Origin of the sequence: Halorubrum sp. GN11_10-6_MGM, from assembly GCF_005435165.1 — an archaeon.
Lineage (GTDB): Archaea > Halobacteriota > Halobacteria > Halobacteriales > Haloferacaceae > Halorubrum.
On the sequence record NZ_SGUC01000009.1, the window covers coordinates 58,548 to 83,557 of the forward strand.

The 25,010-nt window shown below is 69.0% G+C and carries 24 protein-coding genes; 12 read left to right on the forward strand and 12 right to left on the reverse strand.

Features of this window, described 5'->3' with window-relative positions; translation table 11 throughout:
• Positions 1 to 11 precede the first annotated feature (11 nt).
• Complete coding sequence (locus EXE46_RS06725; protein ID WP_137687659.1) at positions 12 to 1,160, forward strand: acyl-CoA dehydrogenase family protein; 1,149 nt, start codon at positions 12 to 14, stop codon at positions 1,158 to 1,160.
• A 30-nt stretch (positions 1,161 to 1,190) separates the two neighbouring features.
• Here EXE46_RS06725 and EXE46_RS06730 read toward each other — a convergent pair whose 3' ends face one another.
• Complete coding sequence (locus tag EXE46_RS06730; protein WP_137687660.1) at positions 1,191 to 1,781, reverse strand: hypothetical protein; 591 nt, start codon at positions 1,779 to 1,781, stop codon at positions 1,191 to 1,193.
• Between the two features lie 146 nt (positions 1,782 to 1,927).
• Here EXE46_RS06730 and EXE46_RS06735 point away from each other — a divergent pair, with 146 nt between their 5' ends.
• The gene (locus EXE46_RS06735) at positions 1,928 to 2,461 is read left to right on the forward strand and encodes a halocyanin domain-containing protein (RefSeq protein ID WP_137687661.1); all 534 of its coding nucleotides are present in this window, start codon (positions 1,928 to 1,930) and stop codon (positions 2,459 to 2,461) included.
• Positions 2,462 to 2,517: 56 nt separating this feature from the next.
• Here the strand turns inward: EXE46_RS06735 and EXE46_RS06740 are convergent, their stop codons facing one another.
• Positions 2,518 to 3,036, reverse strand: a complete 519-nt coding sequence (locus EXE46_RS06740; protein WP_137687662.1) for a hypothetical protein — start codon at positions 3,034 to 3,036, stop codon at positions 2,518 to 2,520.
• Positions 3,037 to 3,210: 174 nt separating this feature from the next.
• On the opposite strand from EXE46_RS06740, the gene EXE46_RS06745 reads away from it, so the two are divergent.
• From EXE46_RS06745 to EXE46_RS06755, 3 genes are all read left to right on the forward strand, one after another.
• The gene (locus EXE46_RS06745; RefSeq protein WP_137687663.1) at positions 3,211 to 3,486 is read left to right on the forward strand and encodes a cytochrome C oxidase subunit IV family protein; all 276 of its coding nucleotides are present in this window, start codon (positions 3,211 to 3,213) and stop codon (positions 3,484 to 3,486) included.
• Between the two features lie 217 nt (positions 3,487 to 3,703).
• Positions 3,704 to 4,363 (forward strand): thiaminase II, encoded by a 660-nt coding sequence (gene tenA, locus EXE46_RS06750; RefSeq protein WP_137687664.1) that lies wholly within the window; start codon positions 3,704 to 3,706, stop codon positions 4,361 to 4,363.
• Positions 4,364 to 4,518: 155 nt separating this feature from the next.
• Positions 4,519 to 5,157, forward strand: coding sequence for an NAD(P)-dependent oxidoreductase (locus tag EXE46_RS06755; RefSeq protein ID WP_137687665.1), 639 nt, complete (start codon positions 4,519 to 4,521; stop codon positions 5,155 to 5,157).
• A gap of 132 nt (positions 5,158 to 5,289) precedes the next feature.
• Here EXE46_RS06755 and EXE46_RS06760 read toward each other — a convergent pair whose 3' ends face one another.
• Positions 5,290 to 6,777 carry an aldehyde dehydrogenase family protein gene (locus EXE46_RS06760; RefSeq protein ID WP_137687666.1) on the reverse strand — a complete coding sequence of 496 codons (1,488 nt, stop codon included), beginning with the start codon at positions 6,775 to 6,777 and terminating at the stop codon, positions 5,290 to 5,292.
• A 155-nt stretch (positions 6,778 to 6,932) separates the two neighbouring features.
• Here EXE46_RS06760 and EXE46_RS06765 point away from each other — a divergent pair, with 155 nt between their 5' ends.
• Positions 6,933 to 7,895 carry a helix-turn-helix transcriptional regulator gene (locus EXE46_RS06765; RefSeq protein WP_137687667.1) on the forward strand — a complete coding sequence of 321 codons (963 nt, stop codon included), beginning with the start codon at positions 6,933 to 6,935 and terminating at the stop codon, positions 7,893 to 7,895.
• A 140-nt stretch (positions 7,896 to 8,035) separates the two neighbouring features.
• Here EXE46_RS06765 and sod read toward each other — a convergent pair whose 3' ends face one another.
• Positions 8,036 to 8,635: a superoxide dismutase gene (gene sod / locus EXE46_RS06770; RefSeq protein ID WP_137687668.1), complete on the reverse strand. Its 600-nt coding sequence runs from the start codon at positions 8,633 to 8,635 to the stop codon at positions 8,036 to 8,038.
• A 308-nt stretch (positions 8,636 to 8,943) separates the two neighbouring features.
• Between sod and EXE46_RS06775 the strand changes: the two genes are divergently transcribed.
• A complete protein-coding gene (locus EXE46_RS06775) occupies positions 8,944 to 9,693 on the forward strand; it encodes a GNAT family N-acetyltransferase (RefSeq protein ID WP_137687669.1) in 750 nt (249 codons plus the stop codon).
• 39 nt (positions 9,694 to 9,732) lie between these two features.
• Here EXE46_RS06775 and EXE46_RS06780 read toward each other — a convergent pair whose 3' ends face one another.
• Both EXE46_RS06780 and EXE46_RS17070 read right to left on the reverse strand, forming a co-directional pair.
• Positions 9,733 to 10,725 carry an NAD-dependent epimerase/dehydratase family protein gene (locus EXE46_RS06780; RefSeq protein ID WP_137687670.1) on the reverse strand — a complete coding sequence of 331 codons (993 nt, stop codon included), beginning with the start codon at positions 10,723 to 10,725 and terminating at the stop codon, positions 9,733 to 9,735.
• A gap of 60 nt (positions 10,726 to 10,785) precedes the next feature.
• Positions 10,786 to 10,929, reverse strand: a complete 144-nt coding sequence (locus EXE46_RS17070) for a hypothetical protein (protein WP_199234123.1) — start codon at positions 10,927 to 10,929, stop codon at positions 10,786 to 10,788.
• Positions 10,930 to 11,006: 77 nt separating this feature from the next.
• Here EXE46_RS17070 and EXE46_RS06785 point away from each other — a divergent pair, with 77 nt between their 5' ends.
• Positions 11,007 to 11,498, forward strand: coding sequence for a zinc ribbon domain-containing protein (locus EXE46_RS06785; protein WP_137687671.1), 492 nt, complete (start codon positions 11,007 to 11,009; stop codon positions 11,496 to 11,498).
• Positions 11,499 to 11,535: 37 nt separating this feature from the next.
• On the opposite strand, the gene EXE46_RS06790 is transcribed toward EXE46_RS06785, so the two are convergent.
• Positions 11,536 to 14,034 carry a cbb3-type cytochrome c oxidase subunit I gene (locus tag EXE46_RS06790; protein WP_137687672.1) on the reverse strand — a complete coding sequence of 833 codons (2,499 nt, stop codon included), beginning with the start codon at positions 14,032 to 14,034 and terminating at the stop codon, positions 11,536 to 11,538.
• Positions 14,031 to 14,819, reverse strand: coding sequence for a cytochrome c oxidase subunit II (gene coxB / locus EXE46_RS06795; RefSeq protein ID WP_137687673.1), 789 nt, complete (start codon positions 14,817 to 14,819; stop codon positions 14,031 to 14,033). Before coxB ends, EXE46_RS06790 begins: the two co-directional genes overlap by 4 nt.
• A gap of 308 nt (positions 14,820 to 15,127) precedes the next feature.
• Here coxB and EXE46_RS06800 point away from each other — a divergent pair, with 308 nt between their 5' ends.
• Positions 15,128 to 15,550, forward strand: a complete 423-nt coding sequence (locus EXE46_RS06800) for a hypothetical protein (protein ID WP_137687694.1) — start codon at positions 15,128 to 15,130, stop codon at positions 15,548 to 15,550.
• Positions 15,551 to 15,599: 49 nt separating this feature from the next.
• Here the strand turns inward: EXE46_RS06800 and EXE46_RS06805 are convergent, their stop codons facing one another.
• Both EXE46_RS06805 and EXE46_RS06810 read right to left on the reverse strand, forming a co-directional pair.
• The gene (locus tag EXE46_RS06805; protein WP_137687674.1) at positions 15,600 to 18,098 is read right to left on the reverse strand and encodes an RND family transporter; all 2,499 of its coding nucleotides are present in this window, start codon (positions 18,096 to 18,098) and stop codon (positions 15,600 to 15,602) included.
• Positions 18,099 to 18,272: 174 nt separating this feature from the next.
• Positions 18,273 to 19,976 carry a COG1361 S-layer family protein gene (locus EXE46_RS06810; protein ID WP_137687675.1) on the reverse strand — a complete coding sequence of 568 codons (1,704 nt, stop codon included), beginning with the start codon at positions 19,974 to 19,976 and terminating at the stop codon, positions 18,273 to 18,275.
• Between the two features lie 166 nt (positions 19,977 to 20,142).
• Here EXE46_RS06810 and EXE46_RS06815 point away from each other — a divergent pair, with 166 nt between their 5' ends.
• Positions 20,143 to 20,859, forward strand: coding sequence for a TetR/AcrR family transcriptional regulator (locus EXE46_RS06815; protein ID WP_137687676.1), 717 nt, complete (start codon positions 20,143 to 20,145; stop codon positions 20,857 to 20,859).
• A gap of 33 nt (positions 20,860 to 20,892) precedes the next feature.
• On the opposite strand, the gene EXE46_RS06820 is transcribed toward EXE46_RS06815, so the two are convergent.
• Entirely contained in the window at positions 20,893 to 21,594 is a 702-nt protein-coding gene (locus EXE46_RS06820) for an HD domain-containing protein (protein ID WP_137687677.1), read from the reverse strand.
• A gap of 206 nt (positions 21,595 to 21,800) precedes the next feature.
• On the opposite strand from EXE46_RS06820, the gene EXE46_RS06825 reads away from it, so the two are divergent.
• Together EXE46_RS06825 and EXE46_RS06830 are read left to right on the forward strand one after the other, a co-directional pair.
• Positions 21,801 to 22,727, forward strand: coding sequence for a cation diffusion facilitator family transporter (locus EXE46_RS06825; protein WP_137687678.1), 927 nt, complete (start codon positions 21,801 to 21,803; stop codon positions 22,725 to 22,727).
• An 80-nt stretch (positions 22,728 to 22,807) separates the two neighbouring features.
• Positions 22,808 to 23,656: a YqjF family protein gene (locus EXE46_RS06830; protein WP_137687679.1), complete on the forward strand. Its 849-nt coding sequence runs from the start codon at positions 22,808 to 22,810 to the stop codon at positions 23,654 to 23,656.
• A 36-nt stretch (positions 23,657 to 23,692) separates the two neighbouring features.
• Here the strand turns inward: EXE46_RS06830 and EXE46_RS06835 are convergent, their stop codons facing one another.
• Positions 23,693 to 24,988: a Glu/Leu/Phe/Val dehydrogenase gene (locus EXE46_RS06835; protein WP_137687680.1), complete on the reverse strand. Its 1,296-nt coding sequence runs from the start codon at positions 24,986 to 24,988 to the stop codon at positions 23,693 to 23,695.
• Positions 24,989 to 25,010 lie beyond the last annotated feature (22 nt).

Here is a 25,010-nt window from a genome sequence, read left to right on the forward strand (position 1 = left end):
AATTCTTGCCCATGGACTTCGAGGTACCCGCCGAACACCGGATGATACGCGACACCGTCCGGGAGTTCTGCGAGGAGGAGATCGCGCCGGTCGCGCAGGAGATCGAGGACGAACACCGATTCCCCGAGGAGGTGTTCGACGCCCTCGCGGAGCTCGACATGATGGGGGTCCCGGTCTCCGAGGAGTACGGCGGCCTCGGCGGTGACCAGCTGATGTACGCCCTGGTCACGGAGGAGCTCGGGCGCGTCTCCGGCGGGATCGGGCTGTCGTACGCCGCCCACACCTCGCTGGGCGCGAAGCCGATCGAGCTGTTCGGCACCGACGAGCAGAAGGCGGAGTGGCTCCGTCCGCTGGCGGAAGGCGAGGGGCTCGGCGCGTGGGCGCTCACGGAGCCGGGCAGCGGCTCCGACGCCTCCGACATGGACACGACCGCCGAGTACGACGCCGACGCCGGCGAGTACGTGCTGAACGGCACCAAACAGTTCATCACGAACGCGAACGTCGCGAACTCGATACTCGTGAAGGCCGTGACGGACCCCGAGGCCGGCTACGACGGGATCTCGACGTTCATCGTCGACCCCGACGCCGACGACGGGTTCGAGGTGACGACCGTCTGGGACAAGATGGGCCTCAACAGCTCGCCGACCTGCGAGATCAGCTTCGACGACGTGCGGGTCCCGGAAGACCGGCTGCTCGGCGAGGAGGGCGAGGGATGGAAACAGACTATGAAGACGCTCGACGGGGGACGCATCTCGATCGCCGCGCTCTCCGTGGGGCTTGCGCAGGGCGCCTACGAGGCCGCGAAGGAGTACTCCGGCGAGCGCGAGCAGTTCGGGAAGCCGATCGCGAAGTTCGACGCGGTCCGCGACAAGGTGGTCCACATGCACCGACAGATCGAGCGCGCCCGACTGTTGACCCACCGGGCGGCCTCGAAGTACGACGCCGGCGAGTCGGTCACCAGGGAGTCGGCGCTCGCGAAGCTCGACGCCAGCGAGGCGGCCCGCGAGGTCGCCGAGGAAGCGGTCCAGACGCTCGGGGGCTACGGCTACACCACCGACTTCGCGCCCCAGCGCTTCTATCGCGACGCGAAGCTCATGGAGATCGGCGAGGGGACCAGCGAGATCCAACACGTCGTCATCGGGCGCGAACTCGGACTCTGACCGGCTGTTTCGCCTTCTCGATCCCCGAACTCAGGGGAACTCGATCAGGTCGTCGTCGACGGCGCGCAGGCTCTCGGCGAGCCGCGACCCCTCCGGCACCGCACGGCGGAACGGCTCGGAGCCGAACTCGACGTCCCCGTTGACGGAGACGAGCCCGAGGTCGGCCGGATCGCCGTCGAGTCCCGTCAGGAACGCGACCGTCCGAACGGCGGGCACGTCGCCCGCCCGCGCGTCGGGATCGACGGAGCCGTAGAGGGTGCGGTTAACGGCGACATGGTGGACGCAGGTCGGCGTCGGCGCGAAACACAGCAGGTAGCGGGCGCCCGGCTCGGTGCGACCGAGCTTGGGGCGGAGCGCGTGGCGCTCGTCGGCGTGGAAGTACCGCTCCATCCGACGGTACTGTCTGAGAACCTCGTTCGCGCCGGTAGCGCGGCGGACGGCGGCGTCGGACTTGAGCTCGATCACGCGGTCGACGGCCTCGGGCGTCCGCGTCCGGACGAACAGGTCGACGACCCCCCGTCGCCCGTCGGCGTCGTACGGCTCTTCGAGCCGGATCGCCGGCGACTCGGTCGTCGCCTCGTAGTGTTCGACGAGTCGGGTCGCCAGCGCGTCTTCGCGCATGGATCCCGGGAGGCGTCGGAGCGCGATAAACCCGCCCCTCGCGGTCCGGATCGGCGCGCGTCGAGCGGTCGGGTCACCCCCGGGCGCGTTCCCGCGAACCGAGAGACGTCACGGGGTTTGTAAGGCTGTAGCCCCTACGATCGGTGATGTCTGATAACCTGTCCAGACGGCGGTATCTCGCCGGAACCGGAGCCGCGCTGACCATCGGAACGCTCGCCGGCTGTTCGGGCGGCGGCGACGGTGGGGACGGCGGAGACGGGTCGGACGGATCCGACGGTGGGGACGGGGGAGACGGCGGGTCCACCATCGAGGACGTCCCGAGCGCGATCGACGACTACCTCTCGGACGCTCGGCTGTACGAGGGGACGATGGTCGACGCCACGGGCCAAGACGAGGTGACCATCGAGGTCGGGGCCGGCGACATCGGGTACGCCTTCTCGCCGCCGGCGGTCCGCATCGACTCCAGCACGACCGTCGTCTGGGAGTGGACCGGGGCGGGCGGCGCGCACAACGTCGCCTCCGTCGAGGACTCCGAGTCCGACTTCAACAGCGGGAACGCGGTCTCCGAGGAGGGGGCCACCTTCGAGCAGTCGTTCGACAACACGGGGATTCAGCTGTACCAGTGTACGCCCCATCAGGCGAACGGGATGCTCGGCGCGATTGAAGTCGTCGAGGCCTAGACACCCCACGGCGGGCCGTTCCGTCGCAACGTAGATTTTTCGAGCGCAGACGCAGCTCAAGAGAGGAACGACCAGCGAACGTCGACGAGCCGGTCGCGCTCGCTGGTGACAGTCGGCCGCGCGAGGTGGTCGTTGGCGTTGGCGCCGACCTCGGCGAGCCGCGACAGCGCCTCTTCGAGCGTGCGATCCGAGCGCTCCACGGCGGGGTCGCGCTCGTAGGGGGCGTCGATGGGGTTCGCTCGCGAGTTCGAGATCGCGATCGCGTCGGTGAGATCGCCGCCGATCGCGTGGGGCGGCTGGTGGAAGTGCCAGTCGGCGACCGTGAGGAACAGCCACACGTCGCCGTTGATGGCGTGATACTCGCCGGTGACCCGATCGGCGTCGTACGCGACGACTCGCGAGAGGACGGCGGTCTTGAGCCGGTAGAGCGCGTCCTTTCGCGCAGAGCGGACGTTGCTCTCGGTGACGTCGCCGCGCTCGTAGGCCGCGGTGGCCTCGTCGGCGAACTGCTTCGCGACCTTGTTGACGACGTACAGCGATTCGAGCAGGTCGTCCGTCGGTTCGAGGGGAGTCACGGCGAATGTCGGTCGGGCTGCGACCAGCAGCAGGTCCGGCCGTCGCGCGGATAGGCGTTTCGGGCTCGCGGCGTCGGCCGTTCGAGACCGGCACCGTCGGCGCGCCGGACCGCGTCCGGGCGAGCGACCCCCGATGGTTAATTCTTTAAGCGCAGGGACGAAGTGAGGTGTAAGATGGCGCACGACTCCGTGAAACTGTACTCGGCGATATACGTCGCCCTCCTCGTCGCGGCGACGTTGAACTTCGCGCTCTTCGAGACGTCGTTCGTCGAGTTCACGTACACACAGGCGATCGTCGGGACGCTGGTGATCGCGACGGTCAAGACGCTGCTTATCGTCGCGTACTTCCAGCACCTCCGGTGGGAGAACCGCTCGCTGACCTACCTGATGGGGCTCGCGCTCGCCCTCACCATGCTGCTGATGGCGGCCGCGACGTACTCCATCTCGTAACGCTCCCGCACTCTCAGGCCGGTTCTCTTCCCCGACGGGGCTCTCTTTCCGCGAAACTCCAGCCTCCCGCGAAGCTCCTCGCCTTCCTCGAAGCTCCCCGGCTCTCTCGACGTACCCGTGTCGTCCCAAGTCCCGGCGCCTATCCCCTGTCTGACGTAGTGTATAATCAAGTGGTATTAGTTAGTTATAACACGCGTCGCAACGTCGCCCCGATCCGATGGGGTTCAGCGACCGACTGCTCGACGACGGCGCGGAGATCTGGGCGGCACAGAAGGAACACCCGTTCGTCACCGAACTCGCCGACGGGAGCCTCGACGAGGCGGCGTTCAGACACTGGGTGAAACAGGACTACCGGTACCTGCTCGACTACGCGCGCGTCTTCGCGCTCGCGGGGACGAAGGCGGACGACGAGGAGACGACCCGCCGGCTGACGGCGACCGCGCACGCGACCCTCGACGACGAACTCGACCTCCACCGGTCGTTCGCCGCCGACTACGGGCTCTCGGTCGACGACCTCGAAGCCGTCGAGAAGGCGCCGACCTGCGGCGCGTACACCGACTTCCTCGTTCGGACGGCCCACGAGGGGTCGATCGCAGAGATCGCGGCCGCCGTCTACCCCTGCGGACAGGGGTACCTCGACGCCGCGGACCACATGGCCACCCTCGCGACCGAGGACCACCGGTACACCCCGTTCATCGAGAAGTACACGAGCGACCCGTTCCGCGAGACGGTCGCGTGGCTGCGCGACCTCGTGGACCGATACGCCGAGGCGTTCCCGGGGGAACGCGACGCGATGCGGGCGGCGTTCCTCCGGAGCGCTCGGCTCGAACACGCCTTCTGGGAGATGTGTTACACCCGGGAGACGTGGGACGTCTGAGGCGGGGCCGGGCGACTGATTCGGTAGTGAGCGGTCTCGGAAGTGAGCGGTCCGGAGGTGGGCGGTCTCGGAGGTTGGCGGTCTCGGAGGTGGAAGCAACGACTGCTGGTTACAGAAGCGGATACCGTGAGCGGACCCTACCGTCGAGCGAACCAATGGACGTGCTACTCTTGGGCGCGAGCGGTCGTATCGGACAGCGGGTCGCGACGGAGCTGCTCTCCCGCGGGCACTCGGTCACGGGAGTCTCTCGGAGCGGGAGCGTCGAGGGAATCGACGACGACGCGTTCGTCGCGGTCGCGGGGGACGCGACCGACGCGGACCAGGTGGCCCGGCTCGCGGCCGGTCACGACACGGTCGCGTCGGCGCTCGGTCCGGGCGAGGGCGACGACCCGGAGGTCCTCACCGAGATGATCGAGGCGGTCGTCGAGGGGCTTCGACGCGCGTCGGTCGACCGGCTCGTCTGGACCGGCGGCGCCGGCGGCCTCAGCGTCGGACCCGACACGCGGCTCGTGGAGACGGCGGAGTTCCCCGACGAGTGGGAGCCCGTCGCCCGGGCGGCCATCGAGGCCTACGAGATCCTCGCGGCGGCCGACGACCTGCGGTGGACCTACCTCGCCCCCGCCGCCCTCATCGAACCGGGCGAACGGACGGGCGAGTACCGGACGGCCGACGGCGAACTCGTCGCCGACGACTCCGGGGACAGCTACATCTCGATGGAGGACTTCGCGGTCGCGCTCGTCGACGAACTCGACTCCGGCGACGGCGTTCACACGTACGTCGGCACCGGCTACTGAGCCGGACCGCGGAAAGCGCCGGGCGAAACCGTCGGACGATCGTCCCGGCGAACCGACGCGATTCTCTTTCTGTCGCTCGCGGAGCCGACGACGAAAGAAGGAGGCCGACGCGGCCGACCAGCGGCTCGCTCGTTAGAACGGGTACTCGCGCGGCTCGTGCTGGATCGAGATCCACTTCGTCTCGGTGATCTCGTCGAGGAACGCGTCGCTGTTGTAGTGGCCGACGCCGGAGGCGCCGATCCCGCTGAACGGGACGTGCGCCTCGTCGTTGATCGGCTGGTCGTTGATGTGGACGTTGCCGGTCTCCATGCGGTCGGCGATCTCCTTCGCGGTGGCGAGGTCGCTGGAGTGGACCGCGCCCGAGAGCCCGTACTCGGTGTCGTTGGCGATCTCGACCGCCTCGTCGACGTCGGAGAACGGGATCACGGGCGCGATCGGGCCGAAGTGCTCGTTCGCCGCGGCCGGCATGTCGTTCGTCACGCCCGAGAGGACCGTCGGCGCGACCACGAGCGAGTCGTCGACGCCGTCGACGTCGACCGCGTGACCGCCGGTCTCCAGCGTCGCGCCCGCCTCGACCGTCTCGTCGACGTAGCCGAGCATCTCGTCGCGCTGCGACTCGTCGATGATCGGGCCGACGATCGTCTCCGGGTCGTGGACGCTACCGACCGGCAGCGACTCGGCGCGGTCGACGAGCCCCGCGACGTACTCGTCGTAGACGTCCTCGTGGACGACGTGGCGGTTGATCGAGATACACACCTGTCCCTGGTGGACGAAAGAGCCGAACGCGGCCGCGTCGAGCGCGCGGTCGAGGTCGGCGTCCGCGGTGACGACGTGCGCGTTGTTGCCGCCGAGCTCCATCGCCGGGACCGCGAGGTTCTCTCCTGCGAGGCTCGCGACGTGCTGGCCGACCTCGGTCGACCCGGTGAACGCGACGACGTCGCTCTCGGGGTGGCTCGCGACGCGGTCGCCGATCTCGGAGCCGCGACCGGTGACGACGTTCAGGACGCCCTCGGGGAGGTCGGTCTCCTCGAACAGCTTCGCGAACAGTAGCCCGCCGGTGATCGGCGAGTTCGTCGAGGGCTTGAGCACCACCGCGTTCCCGGCCGCGATCGCGGGGGCGACCGCGCGCATCGAGAGGTTCAGCGGGAAGTTCCACGGCGAGATCACCGTGACGACGCCCTTCGGGCCGACCTGAAGCTGGTTCTCCTTGCCGGGGATGTTGGAGGCGGCGTGTTCGCCCTTCATCCGGCGCGGGAGCGTCGCGGCCTCGCCCGCGTGGTCGCCAGCGATCTGGATCGACGTCTCGCCCATGATGGCGGAGCCGCCGACCTCGTACTCCAGCAGCTCGATTATCTCGTCGGCGTTGGCTTCGAGCGCCTCGTGGAACTGTTCGACGACTTCCTGTCGGCGCGCGGGCGGCTGCTCGCCCCACGACGCCTGCGCTTCGGCGGCGGCCTCGTAGGCCGCGTCCACGTCGGCCTCCGTCGCCGAGGCCACCTCGGTCACCGTCTCGCGCGTCGACGGGTCCTCGACGGCGATGGTCTCGCCGCTCTCGCTGGCGCGCCACTCCCCGTCCACGTAGATCTCGTCCCAGTCCGCGTCGATGGATAGGTCGGTCATTTGTGTTTTACCAAACGGTAGAAACGGTGAAAAGGAGAGAGATAGCGGAGATGCCGTCCGGATCAGGCGGTCCTAGGCCCGACGATATCCCGCCGTCGAACGGAGGGGGAACGCGCCGCCGGTAGACTTTACCGGCTAGTAAGCAACACCGACGTATGAGTCAGTTCGACCGGTCCGGCGGCGTCGCCTCCGACGGGGAGCCCTCGGACCGCATCGACGGGACCGACGCCGCGGCCGCGACCCCGCGGACCGAATCGCGGATCCCGCCGTCGGAGGTGTTCACCATCCTCGGTAACGAGACGCGGGTCCAGGTGCTTCACGCCCTCCTCGATCTCGGCGCCGACGAGTCGCCCGTGAGCTTCACCGACCTGTTCGAGCGGGTCGACGCCGCCGACAGCGCGAACTTCAGCTACCACCTCGACCGCCTCACCGGCCACTTCGTGCGGCGTCGCGACGACGGGTACGAGCTCCGCGCGCCCGGCCGAAAGGTGGTCAGCTCCATCTTCACCGGGACGCTGACGGAGCGGGCGCAGCTCGGCTTCTTCCCGGCGGCGGGGTCGTGTCACGCCTGCGGCGAGGACCTCCACGCGTGGTACGTCGACGACACGCTCTCTATCGGCTGTACCGACTGCGGCGCGATCCAAGTGAGCTACCCGTTTCCGGCGGGCGCGCTCGACGGCCGGTCGACGGACGACCTGCTGGACGCGTTCGGGCACTACGTCCGACACCACTACTGTCTGGCCGCTGACGGCGTCTGCCCCGAGTGTACCGGCGCCGTGGAGACAGAGCTCGTGCGGACGCCCGACGAGGAGGGACAGGCGGTCGCGGTCGAACACACCTGCGGGCGCTGTAGCTACGACCTCCGCTCGACGGTCGGGCTCCTGCTGCTCGACGACGCCGACGTCCTCCGGTTCCACGCCGACCGCGGCGTCGACCTGAGCTCGGTCCCGTTCTGGACGTTCGACTGGTGCGTGAGCGACGCCGCGACGACCGTCGTCTCGGAGGAGCCGCTCCGGGTCCGGCTGACCGTCGACTGCGCGGGCGACGAGATCCGCGCGGTCGTCGACGAGAGCGGAACCGTCGTCGAGACCAGCGACCCCGACCGCGACGGACGGTGACGTCTCCGAGGAACGGTGTTCCGTGACGAAGAGAAGAATAAAGTGCCGCCGCGACAGCCCACAGTCCCGCTCCGCCGTCGGCGGCCGGGCGCGGCGCGCGGGGGTTCTCGTCGGACCGGATCGCGCGGTCGACGGTCCGCTTACTCGAACAGCTCGACGGCCTGCTCGTAGCGGTCGGAGGGCTCGCTCCAGTCGACGACCTCGAAGAAGTTGTCGACGAACTCGCCGCGAGCCGGGCCGTAGTCGTGGTAGTAGGAGTGCTCCCAGACGTCCAGCGCGAGGATGGGGTGGCCGCCCCAGATCGCGCCCTGATCGTGCTTGTCGACCACGACGTTGCGGAGCTGGTTCGAGAACGTGTCGTACACTAACAGCGCCCAGCCGCTGGCCCCGGAGGCCGCCGCCTCGAACTCGGCCTTCCAGGCGTCGTACGAGCCGAAGTCCTCTTCGATGCGGTCGGCGAGCGCGCCCTCGGGCTCGTCGCCGCCCTCCGGCGACATGTTCTGCCAGAACAGGTCGTGGAGGATGTGACCCGAGGAGTTGTGGGTCACGTTCCGGATGGCGCCCGCCGACGAGGAGAAGTCGCCCTCCTCGCGGTTCGCTTCGAGCGTCTCCTCGGCGCTATTCCAGCCGTTCACGTACCCCTGATGGTGTGTGTCGTGATGCCATTCGAGCACCTGCTCGGAAATGTGCGGCTCCAGCGCGTCGTACTCGTACGGCAGCGGATCGAGTTCGTAGCTCATTGTTGCGTCTCACCGTACTCGCGGGACGGATAAGAAGATTCTCTGTAGCGCGTTCCAGTAAGAAATCTGAAATACAAACATTATCCGAGTAATCCCCAAAAACCGATTTGGATCAGGATTGCGAAATTCACATACAGATACCGACTATTCCCCGATTCTGTAATCGTGATCGTTATCAGTCCTGAGCGAACCGGTCGACGGTGACTGCCGAGGAGTCGATCGCGGCCGACGGTGGCCGCCGTGCGTTCGCGGTTCGCGGAGGCGTAATTCCGACCGAGTTTTTTGTAGTCGGGGAGCGATCTGCCCGCATGGACTTACGCGCCGCAACCGCCGAAGACGTCGACGCGGTCCGATCGGTCGCCCGCGAGTCGCTCGTGGCGTCGTACGGACACGCGGTCGACGAGGAACTGTTGGACGAGGCCGTCGAGGAGTGGTACGACGCCGGCGACTTGGGCGACGACGTCGAGGACGACGACGCGGTGTTCCCCGTGGCCGTCGTCGACGGGGTCGTCGTCGGGTTCGCGGAGAGCTACGTCGTCGGCCGCCGCGAGCGCGTCGGCGAGATCGACTGGCTCCACGTTCACCCTGACCACAGGGGCGAGGGCATCGGTTCCGCCCTCCTCGAACGCGTCGAGTCCGCGCTCCGCTCGGCCGACGTCGACCGGATCGAGGCGCGCGTCCTCGTCGACAACGAGGCGGGGACCGAGTTCTACGAGCGCGAGGGGTACGAGCTCGCCGGCGAGCGCGACGTGGATATCGGCGGGGAGCCGTTCGCGGAGCGGGAGTACCGCAAACAGGTCGGCCGCCTCACGGGCATCTCGGAGGCGACGTACGAGACCGACGACGGCGAGACCGTCCACGTCGCGTTCGACGAGAGCGACCGCGGCTCGCTCGCGCCGTTCTACGTCGCGTACGTCGACCCGGACCACGACCGCCGCTACGGCTTCCTCTGTGGCAACTGCGAGGGGACCGACGTCGCGATCGACACGATGGACCGGATGGAGTGTCGCGACTGCGGGAACCGCCGGAAGCCGGCGCGGTGGGACGCGGCGTACTGACGGAGCGCAGTCGACGGCTCCCCTCCGGACGAGTTCCCCTCACAGCGTCTCCTTCACGCCGATGACTCGCTCCTCGGCCTCGCGGCCGGGGTCCCACTCGCTCCCGTCGCGGTCCGACTCGCGGTGTTCCGCCACGGTCCGTTCCATCGCCTCGTCGACCGGCGTCGACTCCCACCCGAGGTCCGCGAGCGCGCAGGTGTCGAGCAGGTGCGGATACTCGCGGTAGAGCGTGAAGTCGTCGGGTTCGAGCCCGCCGGCCGCCAGCGCGTCCGCGCTCGCGGGGACGATCTCGACCTCGACGCCCGCCGCGTCGGCGATCGCCTCCAGCGTCTCGCGCAGCGTGAGCGCGCGCCGGTCGCCGACGTTGTACGCCGCGCCCGGCTCGCCGCGCTCGGCGACGATCCGCAGCGCGCTCGCGACGTCCTCGACGTACGCCCGGTGCCAGAGGTTCTGTCCGTCGCCCGGGACGACCACGCGGTCGTGGGTTAGCACGCGGTCGATCCAGTAGTCGAGCCGCTCCGTGTAGTCGTGCGGGCCGTAGACGATACACGGGCGGACCGCCATGGCGGCGACGCCCGCCTCGGCGGCCGCGAACACCGCGCGGTCGCCCTCGGCCTTCCGGTTGCCGTACGTCTCGTGGGCGTCGTCCGTCGCCTGCTCGTCCGTACACGGCTCAAGCGGGGTCTCGCCCTCCCGCTTGGGGATCTCTTCGGCGGCGTAGCTGGAGCCCGACGAGATGTACACGTAGCCGTCGACGTCCGAGAAGATCTCGGTCGCGGTCTCCACGTCCGCCGGGTGGTAGGCGACGCAGTCGATCACGACGTCGGGCTCGACCGACAGCTTCGCCGCGCGGAGCGCGGTCTCGTCTCTCCGATCGCCTTCGACGCGCGTCACGCGGTCGTCGTCCGCGAAGGGGTTCTCGTGGTTGCCGCGGTTGAAGATCGCGACCTCGTAGCCGTGCGCCAGCAGCTCCTCGACCGCGTGCCGGCCGATAAATCGCGTGCCCCCGACGACGAGCGCCGTGTCTGTCATACTCGGGATCGGACGAGCGAAGTAAAAAGCGTGGCCGAACCGGCACGCGACGCTCCGGGATCAGTCATCGTCGCCGCGCGGGCCGTCGCCGCGCCACCGGCGGTATAGGAGGTACGCGACCCCGAGGCCGATCCCCCACGTGCCGACGCCGAACACCGCGACCGCGACGCCGCCGAGGAACTCGCCGAGCGGAACGCCGAACATACCCGAGTTCGGCGCGTCCGCCACATAAACGCTCCGAGAGAGGTAGCTTCTCGGAGCCGGGGGCCGTACGGCCGCTCATGTCAGAACGCACTCGACGGCGACCCTGGCTCGCCGCCCTGCTCGCGCTCGTCGTCTCCGGACTGGGTCACGCGTACCTCCGCCGGTGGGCGCGCGCGTTCGGCTGGTACGTCGCCGTCACCGCGGCGGTGTTCCTCTTCGTCCCCGAGCCCGCGATCTCCGGCGCGCTCGCCGGCGACCCGCCGCGGGTCCGGGACGTCGCGCCCGCGGCGGCGGTCGTCGTCGCCAGCGTGATCGACGCGTACGTCGTGGCGCTCCGGAACAACCGGGAGTACGATCGAGAACGCGACGCGGCGCGCGGGACGGACTTGACGGATTCGGCGAACCGGACTACCGATCCCGACGGAAGGTCCACGGGCCCGTCGGGAGGCGGAGGGAGTCTCGAGTCGACGGAGACGGTCCGCTGTCCGGAATGCGGAAAAGAGACCGACCCCACGTTTAACTTCTGTCAGTGGTGCGCGGAGCCGATCGAAGGCGGAGCGTCGTCGTAACGCGGCGGAAGGAAAAAGCGGGCCGCCGGCAGCGACCTCAGAAGAGGTAGAACAGCGGGAAGATGAACACCCAGACGATGTCCACGAAGTGCCAGTAGAGGCCGAAGTACTCGATCGGCCGCTCGTCGTCGAGGTAGTGGCCCTGGTAGGCCCTGACGAACAGGAAGATGGCGATCACTAAGCCGAGCAGCACGTGGATCCCGTGGAGCCCGGTCGTGACGTAGTAGATCGACGCCTGGATCGGGTCGCCGTGGGCGTTCGCGGAGATCGTCACGCCGCGGTCGAAGATCTCGTGGTTCCACTCCCACAGCTTGATCGCCATGAACGTGAACCCGAGCAGGATCGTCGCCCCGAGCGTCGCCAGCAGCCCCTGCCGGCTCTTGCGGCGGGCCGCGACCAGCGCGAGGATCACCGTGAACGAGGACGTGATCAGCACGAAGGTGTTGATGAGCCCCGGCAGCGACTCCGTCAGCGGCGACCAGGTCATCCAGCCCGCGTTGTAGCGGACGAAGATGGCCGCCGAGAGGAACGCGCCGAAGACGATCACGTCGGAAGCGAGGAAGAACCACATCCCCAGCTTCACCTTCTCGACGCCGTTGAACGGCCAGCGCTCGGCGAACTCGGATGGGGGCGCGTAGAAGTCTTCGAGCCCCCACTTCACGCCGGTGTAGAGGAGTCCGACCATACCGGCCACGATGGCGATCGGATACATCGCGTTGGAGATGACGACGTTGCTCTGGAGCGCCGTCTCACCCAGCTCGACGGTCACCGCGTCCGCGAATCCGGAGAACCCGAACAGCGTGACGCCGAGCGCCACCGCGAGCGCGAACGGCCAGATGCTCGCGTGGCTCGGGTGTTTGTCCCAGTACGGGTACTCGGAGATGTGCGCCGAGTGGCTGTCGCCGCCGTCGGTGGCGACGTCGCCGTTGTCGTCCGTCTTCATCGCGGGGCCACCGTCCGGCACGTAGTCCTTCACGAACTCCAGCTTCCCGGAGGCGTACGACGGCCGGTTCGGCCAGTTCTCCAGCGGCGGCGGCGAGGAGACCGCCCACTCCGCCGTCCGCGAGTAGTCCCACGGGTTGTCGCCGGCGGGCTCGCCGGAGACGTAGGACTTCGCGAAGTTGTAGAACATGATGAAGAAGGAGAGCCCCAGCACGAACGCGCCGATCGTCCCGAACTGGTGGTAGATCTGGAACTCGGGGTTGTACTCGAACACCCGGCGCGGGGTCTCCCAGCCGAGGAACATCGAGAAGTAGACGGCGTTGAAGCCGATGAAGAAGATCACGAAGTGGAGCTTCCCGAGGAACTCGTCGTACATCTTCCCCGTGATCTTCGGGAACCAGTAGTAGGCCCCGCCGAACAGCGCCGTCGCGCCGCCGAACATCACGTAGTGGAAGTGCGCGACCACCCAGTAGGTGCCGCGGAACTCGTAGTCGAGCACGATGGCGCCGAGGAAGACGCCCGTGATCCCGCCGAGGATGAAGAGTAGGAGCGCGCCGAACGCGAACAGGAACGGCGTGGTGAACTGGATCCGCCCCTTGATCAGGGTGTAGATCAGCGCGAAGACGACCAGGTCGAAGGGAAGCGAGATCCCGATGGTGGTCGCCATCATCAGCGTCTTGATCTCCAGGTTGATCGTCGTCAGGAACATGTGGTGCATCCACACGAGGAACGACTGGACGGAGATCAGACAGATGGAGATGATCACCCACTTCCGACCGACGAGGCGGCGCCCGGAGAACGTCTGGAACAGCTCGAGCATGACGCCGAGCGCCGGGAAGAAGACGATGTACACCTCCGGGTGACCGAAGAACCAGAACAGGTGGCCCCACAGCAGCGAGCCCCCTTCGGTCGCCGAGAAGTAGACGCTGCCGAGGACGCGGTCGGCCGCGAGGATGAGCCCGACCGCGAGCAGCGCGGCGAACGCGAACAGCATCATCCAGACGGTCGCGAGCATCGACCAAGTGAACATCGGCATGTCCATGATCCCCATTCCCTCGGCGCGGGAGTGGTGGATGGACGTGAGGAAGTTCACCGTCGACGCCGTGGTCCCGGTGACGAACATCGCGAGCGCGAGCACCGCGCCGGTGGACCCGATGCTCGGCGTGTACATCGGCACGTTGAGCGGGGCGTATATCGTCCACCCCGCCGACAGCGTGCCGCCCTGGAAGAAGCTGATCGCGAGCAGGATCCCCGACCCCAAGTACAGCCAGTACGAGAGGGCGTTGAGCCGGGGGAACGCGAGGTCGTCCGCGCCGATCTGAAGCGGCACGAAGTAGTTCGCGAAGCCGAAGGCAAACGGCGAGAGGAACCAGAACACCATTATCAGCCCGTGGGCGGTGACGGCCTCGTTGTACGCCAGCCCGGAGAGGATCTGGCTCGTCGGGTCCCACAGCTGAAGGCGGATGAGCAGCGCCATCACACCGCCGAACAGCAGGAAGAACAACGCGGTGATCGTGTACAGGATACCGACGTCCTTGTGGTTGGTCGTGACGAACCAGCGCTTCACCGAGGTCGTCGGCGGGAGTCCGCTCATGCGCTCACCCCGCCGGACGCGACGGCTCCGACGCCGGGCGCAGCAATGTTAGAGCTGTTGCCGGCGCTCTCGGAGCTGTTCCCCGTACTCGCGTACCACTCTTCCCACTCGTCTTGCGGGATGACCGTGATCTGCCCCTTCATCGCGGAGTGACCCGCACCGCACAGCTCGAAGCACTCAACGCGGTAGGTCGCCTCCCCGCCTTGCGCTTCGACGTCCTCGGAGCTCACCGCGAACCACGTCTCGCTGTGGTCTCCGGGGATGGCGTCGGACTTTATCCGTAAGTCCGACGAGCCGAAGTTGTGCCACACGTCTCTCGACGTGATGTTGAGGTCGATACGCTGGTCGGCCGGCACGATCAGTTCACCCCGTTCGGTGTGGCCGTTCGGGTACTCGTAGGCCCAGCCGTACTGGTACCCCTCGACCATGATCTCGATGTCGCCCTCGTCGCCGGTGTCCGGCCCCTGTTCGACGTAGAGGAGTAGCCCGTACGCGTACACGACGAGGCTGATGACGACGATGGCGCTCAACCCGAACGAGAGAAAGAGCTTCTTGGCTTTCGGACCGCCCTGTCCCGTCGGGAGCTCGCCGACCACCGGCGCGTCGAACTCCTCGTCCGACCGGTCACCGTCGTCGCGGTACTTGTACACGTTCCACAGCGTGTACGCCACGACGATGGTGCCGACGAGGGTACCGAGCGCGAGGAAGACGAAGAAGATCTCGTCGAAGATCTCCGCCTGTGCGCGCCAGTCGCTCCCCTGTTGTAGGATAACTGGATCTATCATGTTCGTCTGTCTGCTCTTGTCACTCCCTTAGCGATGGTACACTTATCTCTTGTGTAGCGGGGCGGGGACGAGGGGGTGATCGAGGGGGCGATGCGCCCGCCAGACAAGGGAGGCACCCGACTCTCGGAGCGACCTCCGCGAGCCGCGGATCGACGCGGATGCGCCGGACGTGTTGGTCGACCGAACGCAGACGCGTCGAAGCGCGTCGGCGAGCCGAAACGGACGCGTCGAAGGGTATTTGTACGCGCGAACGGACGCCCTAACAACGGATATCCATGACATCACTCACCCTCTTGAGTACGGGGCTGATGGGCCTCCTCGTCGTCGCTACGTTCGTCGCAGTCGCCGAGATCGGGGCGAAGCGGGTTGCTCCCGGCCGCGACGAGGAAGGCGGACGCTACGAGGCGATCGTCGGGACGCTCGGCGAGGTCGCCCGGACGCCGGTCGTGTGGGCGATATCGTTCGTCGGCATCACCCTCCTCGTCGGCGGGAGCATCCTCCTCGGCGTCGGGAGCTTCGGGATCCCGGAGGGACTCGCCGGGACGCTGGTGAGCGTCGCGTACCTGATCGTCGGACTGCTGCTCGTCGGCTTCGTCTTCCTCGGCGCGTACTTCGCGACCCGGAGCCGCGGACTCGGCAACGCCCACGGCGTCGCCGCGGGGACCCTAGCGACCGGCGCCGCGTTCCTCGTCCTCGTCACCGTCCAGCTGCTCGTCGGCGTCGTCGGCTGAGCCGGCCGCGACCTCTTTTCGGTTTGCTCTCGTGAGATCGCTCCGGCTATCAGCGTCCGCTCTCGGCGCCCGAACCGCGGAGCCCGTCGTCGAGTCCGAGGCCGACGTACCCGCCGTACCGGTCCCACACGACGACGAGTGAGGGGACCAGCAGGATCGAACAGAGGTACGCGTAGAACACGCCGAGCGCGAGCAGGACGCCGAAGTCGCGGAGCAGGGGGATCACCGCGAGCCACAGGACGCCGAGCCCGGACACCGTGGTGAGCATGCTGCCGGTGAGCGCGCCGCCCGTCCCGGCGATGGTGACGTCGAGCGCCTCGTCGATCGAGAGCCCGGTCTTGTACTCGTCGACGAACCGGTGGACGAAGTGCACCGTGTAGTCGACGCCGAGGCCGATCGACACCGAGAGGATCGGGGCGTTGATCGGCGTCAGCGGGATCGAGAACAGCCGCATCGAGCCGACGAGCAGACCGACCGTAACGAGGACGGGGACGAGGTTCAAGAGACCGTACACCGCCTTCCCCTCCAGATAGGCGTACGATAGGGCAAGGAACAGCGCCGTGAGCCCGAACGCGGCGAACAGGCTCCGGATCGCCGACTCCGTCAGCAAGTCGATCACCGCCTCGTTGACGACGAGCGAGCCCGTCGGCACGGCTTCGAGCGGCGTGCGCTCGGCGAGCTCGCGCACGTCCGCGACCGCCTCGGAGTTGTCGACGCCCGGCTCGATCGTGTAGTCGATACGCGCGCTGCCGCGGTCGGCCGCCACGTAGCCGCGCGCCCGGCTCTGGGCCGACGAGTCGAGGAGCGCGTCGTACACCTCGTCGACGTTCCGGTCCGGAACGCCGTTGCCGAGCCGGTCGTTGCGCTCGACTAACGCCGCGAACTCGGGGTCCCGGGACGCCCGGTCCCCAATGACGGTGACGACGCTCGTCGCCTGCGCGCGCCGCTCGTCCGTCGTCGCGAAGGTGTCCGGCGGGTTCCGCGTGGTCCGGTCGATCAGCTCCAAGGCGTCGTCGTCTCTCACCGACTGGTCGACGTACAGCGTCACCGACCCGACGAAGCCCTGTTCGAACTCCTCCTCGAAGAGCGTCAACACGTCGAGGAACGTGTACTCCGTCGGCGCGAACGGCTCCGGGAGGTCGGCGTACGTCTCCAGCCGCTCTTCGTCCGGGAAGAACGCTTCCTCGGAGAACTCCGTATTCACGCCGGTGCCGTAGGCGCCGCCGACCGCGCCGCCGACGAGGAGGATCGCGACGACAGCGATCGGGGCGATCCGGGAGAGGTCGACGCCGACGTGGAGGACGCGAGCGATGCGCGACCCGCCGGCGCCGAGCGCGCTCGTCCCGAACGTCGGGATCGGGAGCCGCTCGCGCCACCGGTCGGCCAGCACCTTCGCGGCCGGGAGGAAGACGCCGAAGATGATCAGCGTGAACGTGATCCCGGCGGCGGCGACGATCCCGAAGTCGCGGTTGGGGTCGAACGGGCTCACGACGTTCGAGACGAGTCCGAACACCGTGGTTATCGTCACGAGCAGGAACGCGACGAGGAGCTGGTCCGTCGTCGTCCGCATCGAGTCCTCGATCCCGGCCCCGGTCGCCCGCTCCTCGCGGTAGCGGTTGACGATGTGGATGCCGAAGTCGATCCCGACCGCGAGCAACAGCGGGAACACCGTCACGAGCGAGTCCGAAAACGGAATCCCGGCGTACCCCATGAAGCCGAAGGTCCACAGGAGCGACAGGAGGAGCGCGGAGAGGCCGATCGCCATGTCGAACGGGTCGCGGTACGAGAAGATCAGGAACCCGACGATCAGTATCAGCGCCGCCGGGAAGACGATGATCGCGGTGTCGGTGAGCAGCGCGGTGATCTCCGACTGGAGGACGCCGTCTCCGAAGAGGATCGCGTTCTCGCCGGCCTCGTTGCCCGGAACGGAGTCGACGACCTCGACGCTGCGGGTCTGAAGCTCCGTCACGCGCGCCGTCGTCGCCGCGTCCGGCAGGTCGTAGGTGATCCCGACGATGGCGGTGTCGGCCGTCTGGGCGGTCGGATTGTAGTCGACGGACACCTGCGCCGCGACCGCGCCCGTCGCGTCGGCGTCGGCGATGGCCGCCCGCAGTTCGGCCGGCGTCGCCTCGACCACGGCGTCGCGCCGCTCGGCCGCGGTCGCAGCGGTCGAGTCCAGCTGTCGCGCGATCGCGTCCGCGTGGCTCGACGTCGACGCGACCCGGAGCGTCGAGCGCGACTCCAGTCTGTGTTGGGTCGCTAACGTCCGGACCAGCGCGTCCCGGGAGAGGACGTTGTCGTCGGAGACGATCACCTGCGCCGAGGTCGCCGAGCCGCCGATCGACGTCTCGAACTCCTCGTCGATCTCGTCGAGCGCGCGCTGGGCGGGGATGTCCTGCGTGAACTGGTCCGCGCCGGCGCTCGTCTCGATCCCGGTCAACCCCCCCGCGAACGCGACGGTGACGAGGAGGAACACCGCGACGACCGCCAGCGGCCGCTCCGTGACGACGCGGTCGATCTCCTCGATCAGGCGGTCGATCGCGGTCACCGGCGCCCCGCTGGGAGTCGGCCCGGAGGTCCGTTCGACCGTCGGAGGCGCGCCGAGCCGGGCGATCGGTGAGACACCGGTCTGAGAGGCGCCAGTCTGGGAGACGCCGGTCGGCGAGCCGCCGGACGGGGAGACCCGGCGTGGGGTCGGGCGGGAGCGTGTCCCTTCATCGGATCACCGCCGTCGGTACCAGACGGCGCCGCCGACCGCGACGACGACGAGGAGGACGCCGACGGCGATCATCCCGGTCGGCGTCCCTCCGTCGTCGACGGCGGGGGTCACCGAGACGGGGACCTGCGTGACGTCCGAGATGCGGTCGTTCCCTCGCTCGTCGTCGTACCGGAAGTCGAGCTCGATCGGGTGGTCCTCGACGCTCGCGCTCGACGCGGCGGACACCTCGAACCAGATCCTCGCGGACTCGCCGGGTTCGAGCTCGTCGACGAACGCCTCGTCGTTGACCGCCGTCAGCGGGCTGTCGGCGTAGAGGCCGGCGTTGATGGACGAGAGGGTCTCGGGGCGACGGTTCGTGATCGTGGCATTGATCCGGCGGGTCTCGCCGGCGGCGACCGTCGCGTTCTCGACCGCGAGTTCGAACTCGGGCTGTCGGGGCGCGACCTCGACGCGGCGGGTCTCCTCGGCCGCGAGCGTCGCGTCGCCGCTCTCGTACTCGGTCGTGAACCGGAACTGCCGCGGGCCGGGGTCGGCGCTCCCGCTCACGTCGGCGTCGAAGGTGAAGTTCGCCGACCCGCCCGCCGGGATCGTCGGGAGCGCGTACCGGCTCTCGCCGAGGCTCACGCGGTTGCTGCCGGAGTCGGCGACGAGGACCGCGTCCTCGACGTCGAGCGGCCCCTCGTTCGTGATCGTGCCGGAGACCGTCCCGGAGTAGCCGACTTCGAGCGTCCCGGAGACATCGTCCAGCGAGAACGACTGCTCGCGGAGCGGGACGACGCCGGCGCGCGCGGCCGCCGCGGTCGCGTCGACGCCGTTCGGATCGCGGTAGTCGACGGTCGAGGAGAGCGCGTACGCGCCGCCGCCGAACGCCTCGGCGACCGACGAGTCGAACGTCACCGTCCGGTTCTCGCCCGGCGCCCAGTCGCCGACGAACGACTGCCCGCCGCCCTGTCCGAGGCTGACGGCCGGGCTGGTGGTGCTCCCCGAGACGACCGCGTCGCGGGCGGTCTCGTCGCCGACGTTCGACAGCGTGACGGTGACGTCGCCGCTCCCGCCCACCTGCGCGTCGGTGTCGGTGTCGAGGACGGCGAACCGCGCGCCGTCGTCGACGACGATCGTGAGGTCGAACTCCTCGGTCCCGCGCCGGTCCTTGTGGTCGTTGAACTCGGGGATGATCTCGAAGGTGTACCGGTAGCGGGCGGTCGCCTCCACCTCGTAGCTCCCGTCGGGCACGCCGTCGGGGACGGTCACGTCGAGCGGGACCGACACCGGGCTCGCGGCGGTCGCGACGTCGCCGACCAGGATCTTCCCGTCCTCGACGTCGATCGGTACGCCGCCGTCGTCGACCTCCAGCGTGAGCCCGCGGGCGGTGGTGACGCGGGAGTCGAGCTGGTTGCCGATCTCCATCTCGCCGGTGTTGACGATGTCGACCGTGACGGTCGACTCCGCCCCCGCCGGCACCGAACGCTGGGAGGCGAACAGGTCGAGGACGGGCGACCCGCGGACCTGTCTGTCGGTCGGCTCCGTCTGCGCGACGGCGCCGTCGGCGACCGGGCCGTCGACGCCCGAGAGCGCGGCGGCGTCACCGTCGGGCCCCACCGTACCCGCGCTCGGCGCCGCGGCGCCGGCGAGGGAGACGCCGACGAGCAGCGCGATCGCCGCGACGACCGCCAGCGCCGCCGTCGCGAGCCGCGTCGGCCGGCTCATCGACTTCCTCCGGCGGCTCTCCGAGAGAGTCTGGTCGCCGCGGGCGACCGTCCGTTCCGTGACGCAGCGGAGCGAGTCATACGGGTGTGTCTGCCGCTCTCGTCATAAGCGTGTTGAATGAACGTTCAATCAGGGGCGCTATATACCGGGCGGGAGTACTCCGGCCATGGACGACCCGTTCACGGAGCCGACGGACACGCGAGAGGCGATCCTCGGCGCCGCGTTCCGCGCGCTCCGGAAGCACGGGTACGCGAACGTCACGGTCCAGCGGATCGGCGACGAGTTCGACAAGAGCCCGTCGCTGGTGTACCACCACTACGACGGGAAAGACGACCTGCTGGTCGATCTCATGGGGTTCCTCCTCGACCGGTTCGAGGCCTCGATCGCCGACGGCGGCGATCAAAACGCGTCGCCGAGCGACGAGGGCGGCGACATGCCTCCGGAAGCGGCCTTCGAGCGCTCGGCCCGGGACCAGCTCGACGACTACCTCACGGCCGCCGTCGACCCCGAGTCGCTCGACGACCCGTACGCGCCCGACGCGCGGTTCGTCACGGTGATGACGGATCTCCGATCGCAGGCCGCGAGCGACGAGGCGTACCGCGACCACTTCGACCGCAGCGACCGCGTCTTCGGCGAGTACCTCGAACGGCTCGTGCGCGAGGCGGCGGCCGAGACGTCTCGGGACGGCGCCGAGCGAACGGACGGCGAGCGACCCGTCGACCCCGCGACGGTGGCGGCGACGCTCCAGACGTTCGCGACCGGCGGGATGTTCCGCTGGGCGACAACGAACGAGAAGGGCTGGGTCGCGGACTCGCGCGCGGGTATCGACCAGTATCTGGAGGCGACGCTCCCGCTCGTCGCGAGCGCCGAGTCGGACGAGTAGCGTCTCGGACGCCCTCAGCGGTCGGTGACTCCCTCAGCGGTCGGTGACGCCTTCGGCGTCCATCCGGGAGACCTCCTCTTCGAGCCACTCGCGGAGCCACTTCACGCGCTTGATGCGCTGGTGGGCGATGCTCTCGGCGGTGTCGGAGACGACGCGCTCGGTGTGGTCGTGGGCGCGTTCGAGCACGCGGTCGACCATCTTCGCGGCGTCCATGTGCGTCCGCGACTCGTACCCCATGCGCAACAGCATGAGGACGGCCCCGTTGGCGCCGACCTTGTCGAGCACGTCGGCCTCGATGAGACACCGGCTCTCTAAGGGCACGTCGTCGAGGTCGCCGGTGTACGAGTGGTCGACGACCGCCCCGCACACCTCCTCGATGAACGACTCGGGGTAGTTGCCGCGGCTCTGGAGGTACTCGCGGGTGACGCGCGCGCCCGCCTCGGCGTGAACGTCCTGCTCGGCCTCCAGCTTCGCGACGTCGTGGAAGACGGCCGCGACGCGGACGACGTCGACGTCGGCGCCCTCGGCCTCGGCGATCTCGGTCGCGAGGTCGACCACGTTGAGGATGTGGTTGAACCGGTACGACGCGGAGTGCCACGGGTACCAGCGCATCCGTCCGCCGTCGTCCTCGCTCTCGACGCTGGCCGCGAGGTAGTCGCGGACGAACCCCTTCATCTCCTCGAAATCCTCGTCGCTCACCTCCGTTTCCTTAATTTCGACGCCCACCGGGACCACCTCGGGCGAAAAATTCGTGGTTCATTACCGTCACCGAGGAGCGTTTCGGTCTTAGGCGTTACGACGGAGTCTCCCCGCCGGAGACGGCCGCGGGCAGCGACTGCCGGGGGCTGCCGTCTTGGGGCGGCGTGACGTGACTCGGTGCGCGACGGGTTGCCGAGGTTCGACGCGGGACGCTTAACACGGTCGCGGGCGCACGGGTGTCTATGTTGAGCCCCTTCGGGAACGGCGACCGCGCTCGGTTCCAGCGGGCGGCGGCGGTGAACGTCGCCGGTAACGCGGTGAAGATCGCGGTCGAGGGCGCCGCGGGGCTCGCGTTCGGCAGCGTCGCGCTGGTGGCCGACGCCGCCCACTCGGTTGCCGACCTCGTCGCGAGCGCGGTCGTGTTCGTCTGGGGGGGATCGCGGTACGAGAGCGCCGACGAGACGCACCCGCACGGCCACCAGCGGATCGAGCCGCTGACGGCGCTGTTCGTCGGCGCGACGGTCGCGATCCTCGGCCTGCTCCTGTTGCGCGAGTCGGTCCGGGGACTGGTCGGGCCGGTGGAGGTGACGGCGAGCCCGCTCCTCGTCGCCGCCCTGCTGTTCGCGATGGCCGACATGTACCTCCTGTACTGGTACACGGAACTGGTGAACGCCGACCTCGGCTCGACCGCGCTCGCCGCGCTCGCCGTCGACTGTCTCAACGATATCTACACGACGATCGCCGCGCTGGTCGGCGTGTTCGGCCTGTTCCTCAACGTCCCGATCCTCGACCCGATCGCCGGCGCGCTCGTCAGCGTCCTCGTCGTCTATCAGGGCGTCGAGATCGGCCGCGAGAACGTCACCTACCTCGTGGGGGCCGCGCCGCCGTCCGGCGACCGCGAGCGCGTCGTCGCCGCGCTCCGCGACCACCCGGCCGTGGAGGGCGTCCACGACCTCACGGTGTACTACGACGGGACCGACCTGGAGGTCGAGGTCCACGTCGAGGTCGACGGGGAGATGACGCTCCGCGCGGCCCACGACGTGGAGACGGAGCTCGTCACGAGCCTCCGCGCGCTGGAGGACGTCGGCGACGTCCACGTCCACCTCGACCCGTCCGGACTCGGCGAGTGGAAGGACGCGCCGGAGGGGGCCGGCGCGTCCGCGGAGTGAGTGCGGTCGGTGACGCGGCCGCTCGGGGGCGAACCACCCGCGGCGTGTGGGTTTTGCCCCTCCGGACCCTACGATCCGACATGCTCGGTCGACGCTGGCTGGAGATGACGTGGCGGGACGGACTGTTCGCCCACTGGCCCGTCGACCCGGCGACCGTCGCCGCGTCGCTGCCCGGGGATCTCTCCGTCGCGACCCACGACGGGGACGCGTACCTCGGCGTCGTCCCGTTCGTGATGGACGACATCCGGCCGCGGGGGGTGCCGATGGGGCTGTCCTTCCCCGAGCTCAACCTCCGCACGTACGTCGAGGGCCCGAACGGCCCCGGCGTCTACTTCCACAGCCTCGACGCGGACGACCGACTCGGCGTCGCGGTCGCCCGCGGGGTGTTCCGCCTCCCGTACTACCGGGCCGAGACCGACGTTCGACGGAGCGAGGCGGGGGACGAGATCGATGGCATCGGGGCCGGGGACGAGATCGATGGCATCGGGGCCGGGGACGAGATCGATGGCATCGGGGCCGGGGACGAGATCGATGGCAGCGGGGCCGAGGACGACATCGGTAACGTCGGATCCGGCGTCGGCTCGGATGGGGAGACCGCCGTGCGCTTCGCGAGCCGCCGAGTCCACCGGGGCGCCCCGCACGCGCGGTTCGACGCGACGTACGCGCCGGCCGGCGAGGCGTTCACGCCGGAGCCGGGGTCGCTGCCGGCCTTCCTGCTGGAGAACTACCGCTTCTACACCGCCGGAGAGAGCGGGCGGCTGTACGTCGGCGAGATCGACCACGAGCCGTGGACGCTGCGCCCGGCCGCGGCGGAGATCCGGGCGAACACGCTGTTCGCGGCGAACGGCTTCGAGGCGCCCGACGGCGACCCGACACTCCACTACGCCGAGCCGATCGCGGTCACCGCGGACCGGCTCAGACGAGTCTGACGGGCGTCGGCGCGGCAGCGGCGGGGCAGGCGCGCGTCACGGGAACAGCCCGCGGTACTCGTGGGCGGTCGCCGTGCGCTCCAAGGCGAGCGTGTACGCGGCGGTCCGCAGGTCGGGCAGCCCCTTCGCGTCGTACTGCTCGATGGTCTCGTCGAACGCGGTGCCGATACGGCGCTCCAGCTCGGCGTTGACCGTCTCCAGCGGCCATGAGAACTCTTGGGCGTTCTGGACCCACTCCAGGTAGGAGACGATGACGCCGCCCGCGTTCGCGAGGATGTCGGGGACGACCTGGACGTCCCGCTCGGTGAGAACCTCGTCGGCCGCGACCGTCGTCGGCCCGTTGGCGGCCTCGACGATCGCCGACGCGCGGAGGTCGTCGACGTTGTCGGCGGTGATAACGCCCTCGACGGCGGCCGGGATGAGCACGTCGACGTCGAGGGTGAGCAGCTCCGCGTTGGTGATCGCGTCCGGGTCGTCCCAGCGGGAGTCGGCCGCGCTGGCGCCGCCGCGGATCTCGCCCGCGACGTACTCCTCGATCAGGCCGCCGGCGTCGACGTGTGCCCCGAGCGCCGCCACGTCGAGGCCGTCCGGATCGTACGCCGCGCCCGACACGTCCGAGGTGGCGACCACGTTCGCGCCCGCCTCGTCGAGCAGCCGGGCCGCGTTCGACCCGACGTTCCCGAACCCCTGAACCGCGACCGTCGCGTCCGAGAGGTCGCGATCGAGGTACTCGAAGAGCCGCTCGGTGACGAGCGAGACGCCGCGGCCGGTCGCCTCCACGCGGCCGGGCGTCCCGCCGATCTCCAGCGGCTTCCCGGTGACGACCTGCGGGACCGAGTACCCCTCGTACATCGAGTAGGTGTCCATCATCCACGCCATCGTCTGCGGGTTCGTGTTCATGTCGGGCGCGGGCACGTCGACCTCGGGGCCGATCATCCGGCGGATACCCTCCGTGTACCGGCGCGTGAGCCGTTCGAGGTCGCGCTCGGTGAGGTCCTTCGGCTCGCATATCACGCCGCCCTTCGCGCCGCCGTACGGGAGGTCCACGAGGGCCGTCTTCCACGTCATCCACCCGGCGAGCGCCTCGACCTCGCGCTGGGTGACCGACGGGTGGAACCGGACGCCGCCCTTGAACGGGCCGCGGGCGCTGTCGAACTGACAGCGGTACCCCTCGAACACCTCGACCTCGCCGGACTCAAGCTCCACCGGGAGCGTCACCTTCAGCGTTCGTTCCGGGTGTTTGAGCCGCTCGAACACCCCGTGGTCCACGTCTGCGTACTCCTCGGCGCGGTCCATCTGGGCGAGCATGTTCTCGAACGGATCGTCGACCATGGCCGGACCGACTCGACGACGG

Coding starts and splice junctions, on each gene's coding strand:
- EXE46_RS06725 (WP_137687659.1), top strand. CDS start 12: ATGGACTTCGAGGTACCCGCCGAACACCGGATGATACGCGACACCGTC.
- EXE46_RS06730 (WP_137687660.1), bottom strand. CDS start 1,781: ATGCGCGAAGACGCGCTGGCGACCCGACTCGTCGAACACTACGAGGCG.
- EXE46_RS06735 (WP_137687661.1), top strand. CDS start 1,928: ATGTCTGATAACCTGTCCAGACGGCGGTATCTCGCCGGAACCGGAGCC.
- EXE46_RS06745 (WP_137687663.1), top strand. CDS start 3,211: ATGGCGCACGACTCCGTGAAACTGTACTCGGCGATATACGTCGCCCTC.
- tenA (WP_137687664.1), top strand. CDS start 3,704: ATGGGGTTCAGCGACCGACTGCTCGACGACGGCGCGGAGATCTGGGCG.
- EXE46_RS06755 (WP_137687665.1), top strand. CDS start 4,519: ATGGACGTGCTACTCTTGGGCGCGAGCGGTCGTATCGGACAGCGGGTC.
- EXE46_RS06760 (WP_137687666.1), bottom strand. CDS start 6,777: ATGACCGACCTATCCATCGACGCGGACTGGGACGAGATCTACGTGGAC.
- EXE46_RS06765 (WP_137687667.1), top strand. CDS start 6,933: ATGAGTCAGTTCGACCGGTCCGGCGGCGTCGCCTCCGACGGGGAGCCC.
- sod (WP_137687668.1), bottom strand. CDS start 8,635: ATGAGCTACGAACTCGATCCGCTGCCGTACGAGTACGACGCGCTGGAG.
- EXE46_RS06775 (WP_137687669.1), top strand. CDS start 8,944: ATGGACTTACGCGCCGCAACCGCCGAAGACGTCGACGCGGTCCGATCG.
- EXE46_RS06780 (WP_137687670.1), bottom strand. CDS start 10,725: ATGACAGACACGGCGCTCGTCGTCGGGGGCACGCGATTTATCGGCCGG.
- EXE46_RS17070 (WP_199234123.1), bottom strand. CDS start 10,929: ATGTTCGGCGTTCCGCTCGGCGAGTTCCTCGGCGGCGTCGCGGTCGCG.
- EXE46_RS06785 (WP_137687671.1), top strand. CDS start 11,007: ATGTCAGAACGCACTCGACGGCGACCCTGGCTCGCCGCCCTGCTCGCG.
- EXE46_RS06790 (WP_137687672.1), bottom strand. CDS start 14,034: ATGAGCGGACTCCCGCCGACGACCTCGGTGAAGCGCTGGTTCGTCACG.
- coxB (WP_137687673.1), bottom strand. CDS start 14,819: ATGATAGATCCAGTTATCCTACAACAGGGGAGCGACTGGCGCGCACAG.
- EXE46_RS06800 (WP_137687694.1), top strand. CDS start 15,128: ATGGGCCTCCTCGTCGTCGCTACGTTCGTCGCAGTCGCCGAGATCGGG.
- EXE46_RS06810 (WP_137687675.1), bottom strand. CDS start 19,976: ATGAGCCGGCCGACGCGGCTCGCGACGGCGGCGCTGGCGGTCGTCGCG.
- EXE46_RS06815 (WP_137687676.1), top strand. CDS start 20,143: ATGGACGACCCGTTCACGGAGCCGACGGACACGCGAGAGGCGATCCTC.
- EXE46_RS06825 (WP_137687678.1), top strand. CDS start 21,801: ATGTTGAGCCCCTTCGGGAACGGCGACCGCGCTCGGTTCCAGCGGGCG.
- EXE46_RS06830 (WP_137687679.1), top strand. CDS start 22,808: ATGCTCGGTCGACGCTGGCTGGAGATGACGTGGCGGGACGGACTGTTC.
- EXE46_RS06835 (WP_137687680.1), bottom strand. CDS start 24,988: ATGGTCGACGATCCGTTCGAGAACATGCTCGCCCAGATGGACCGCGCC.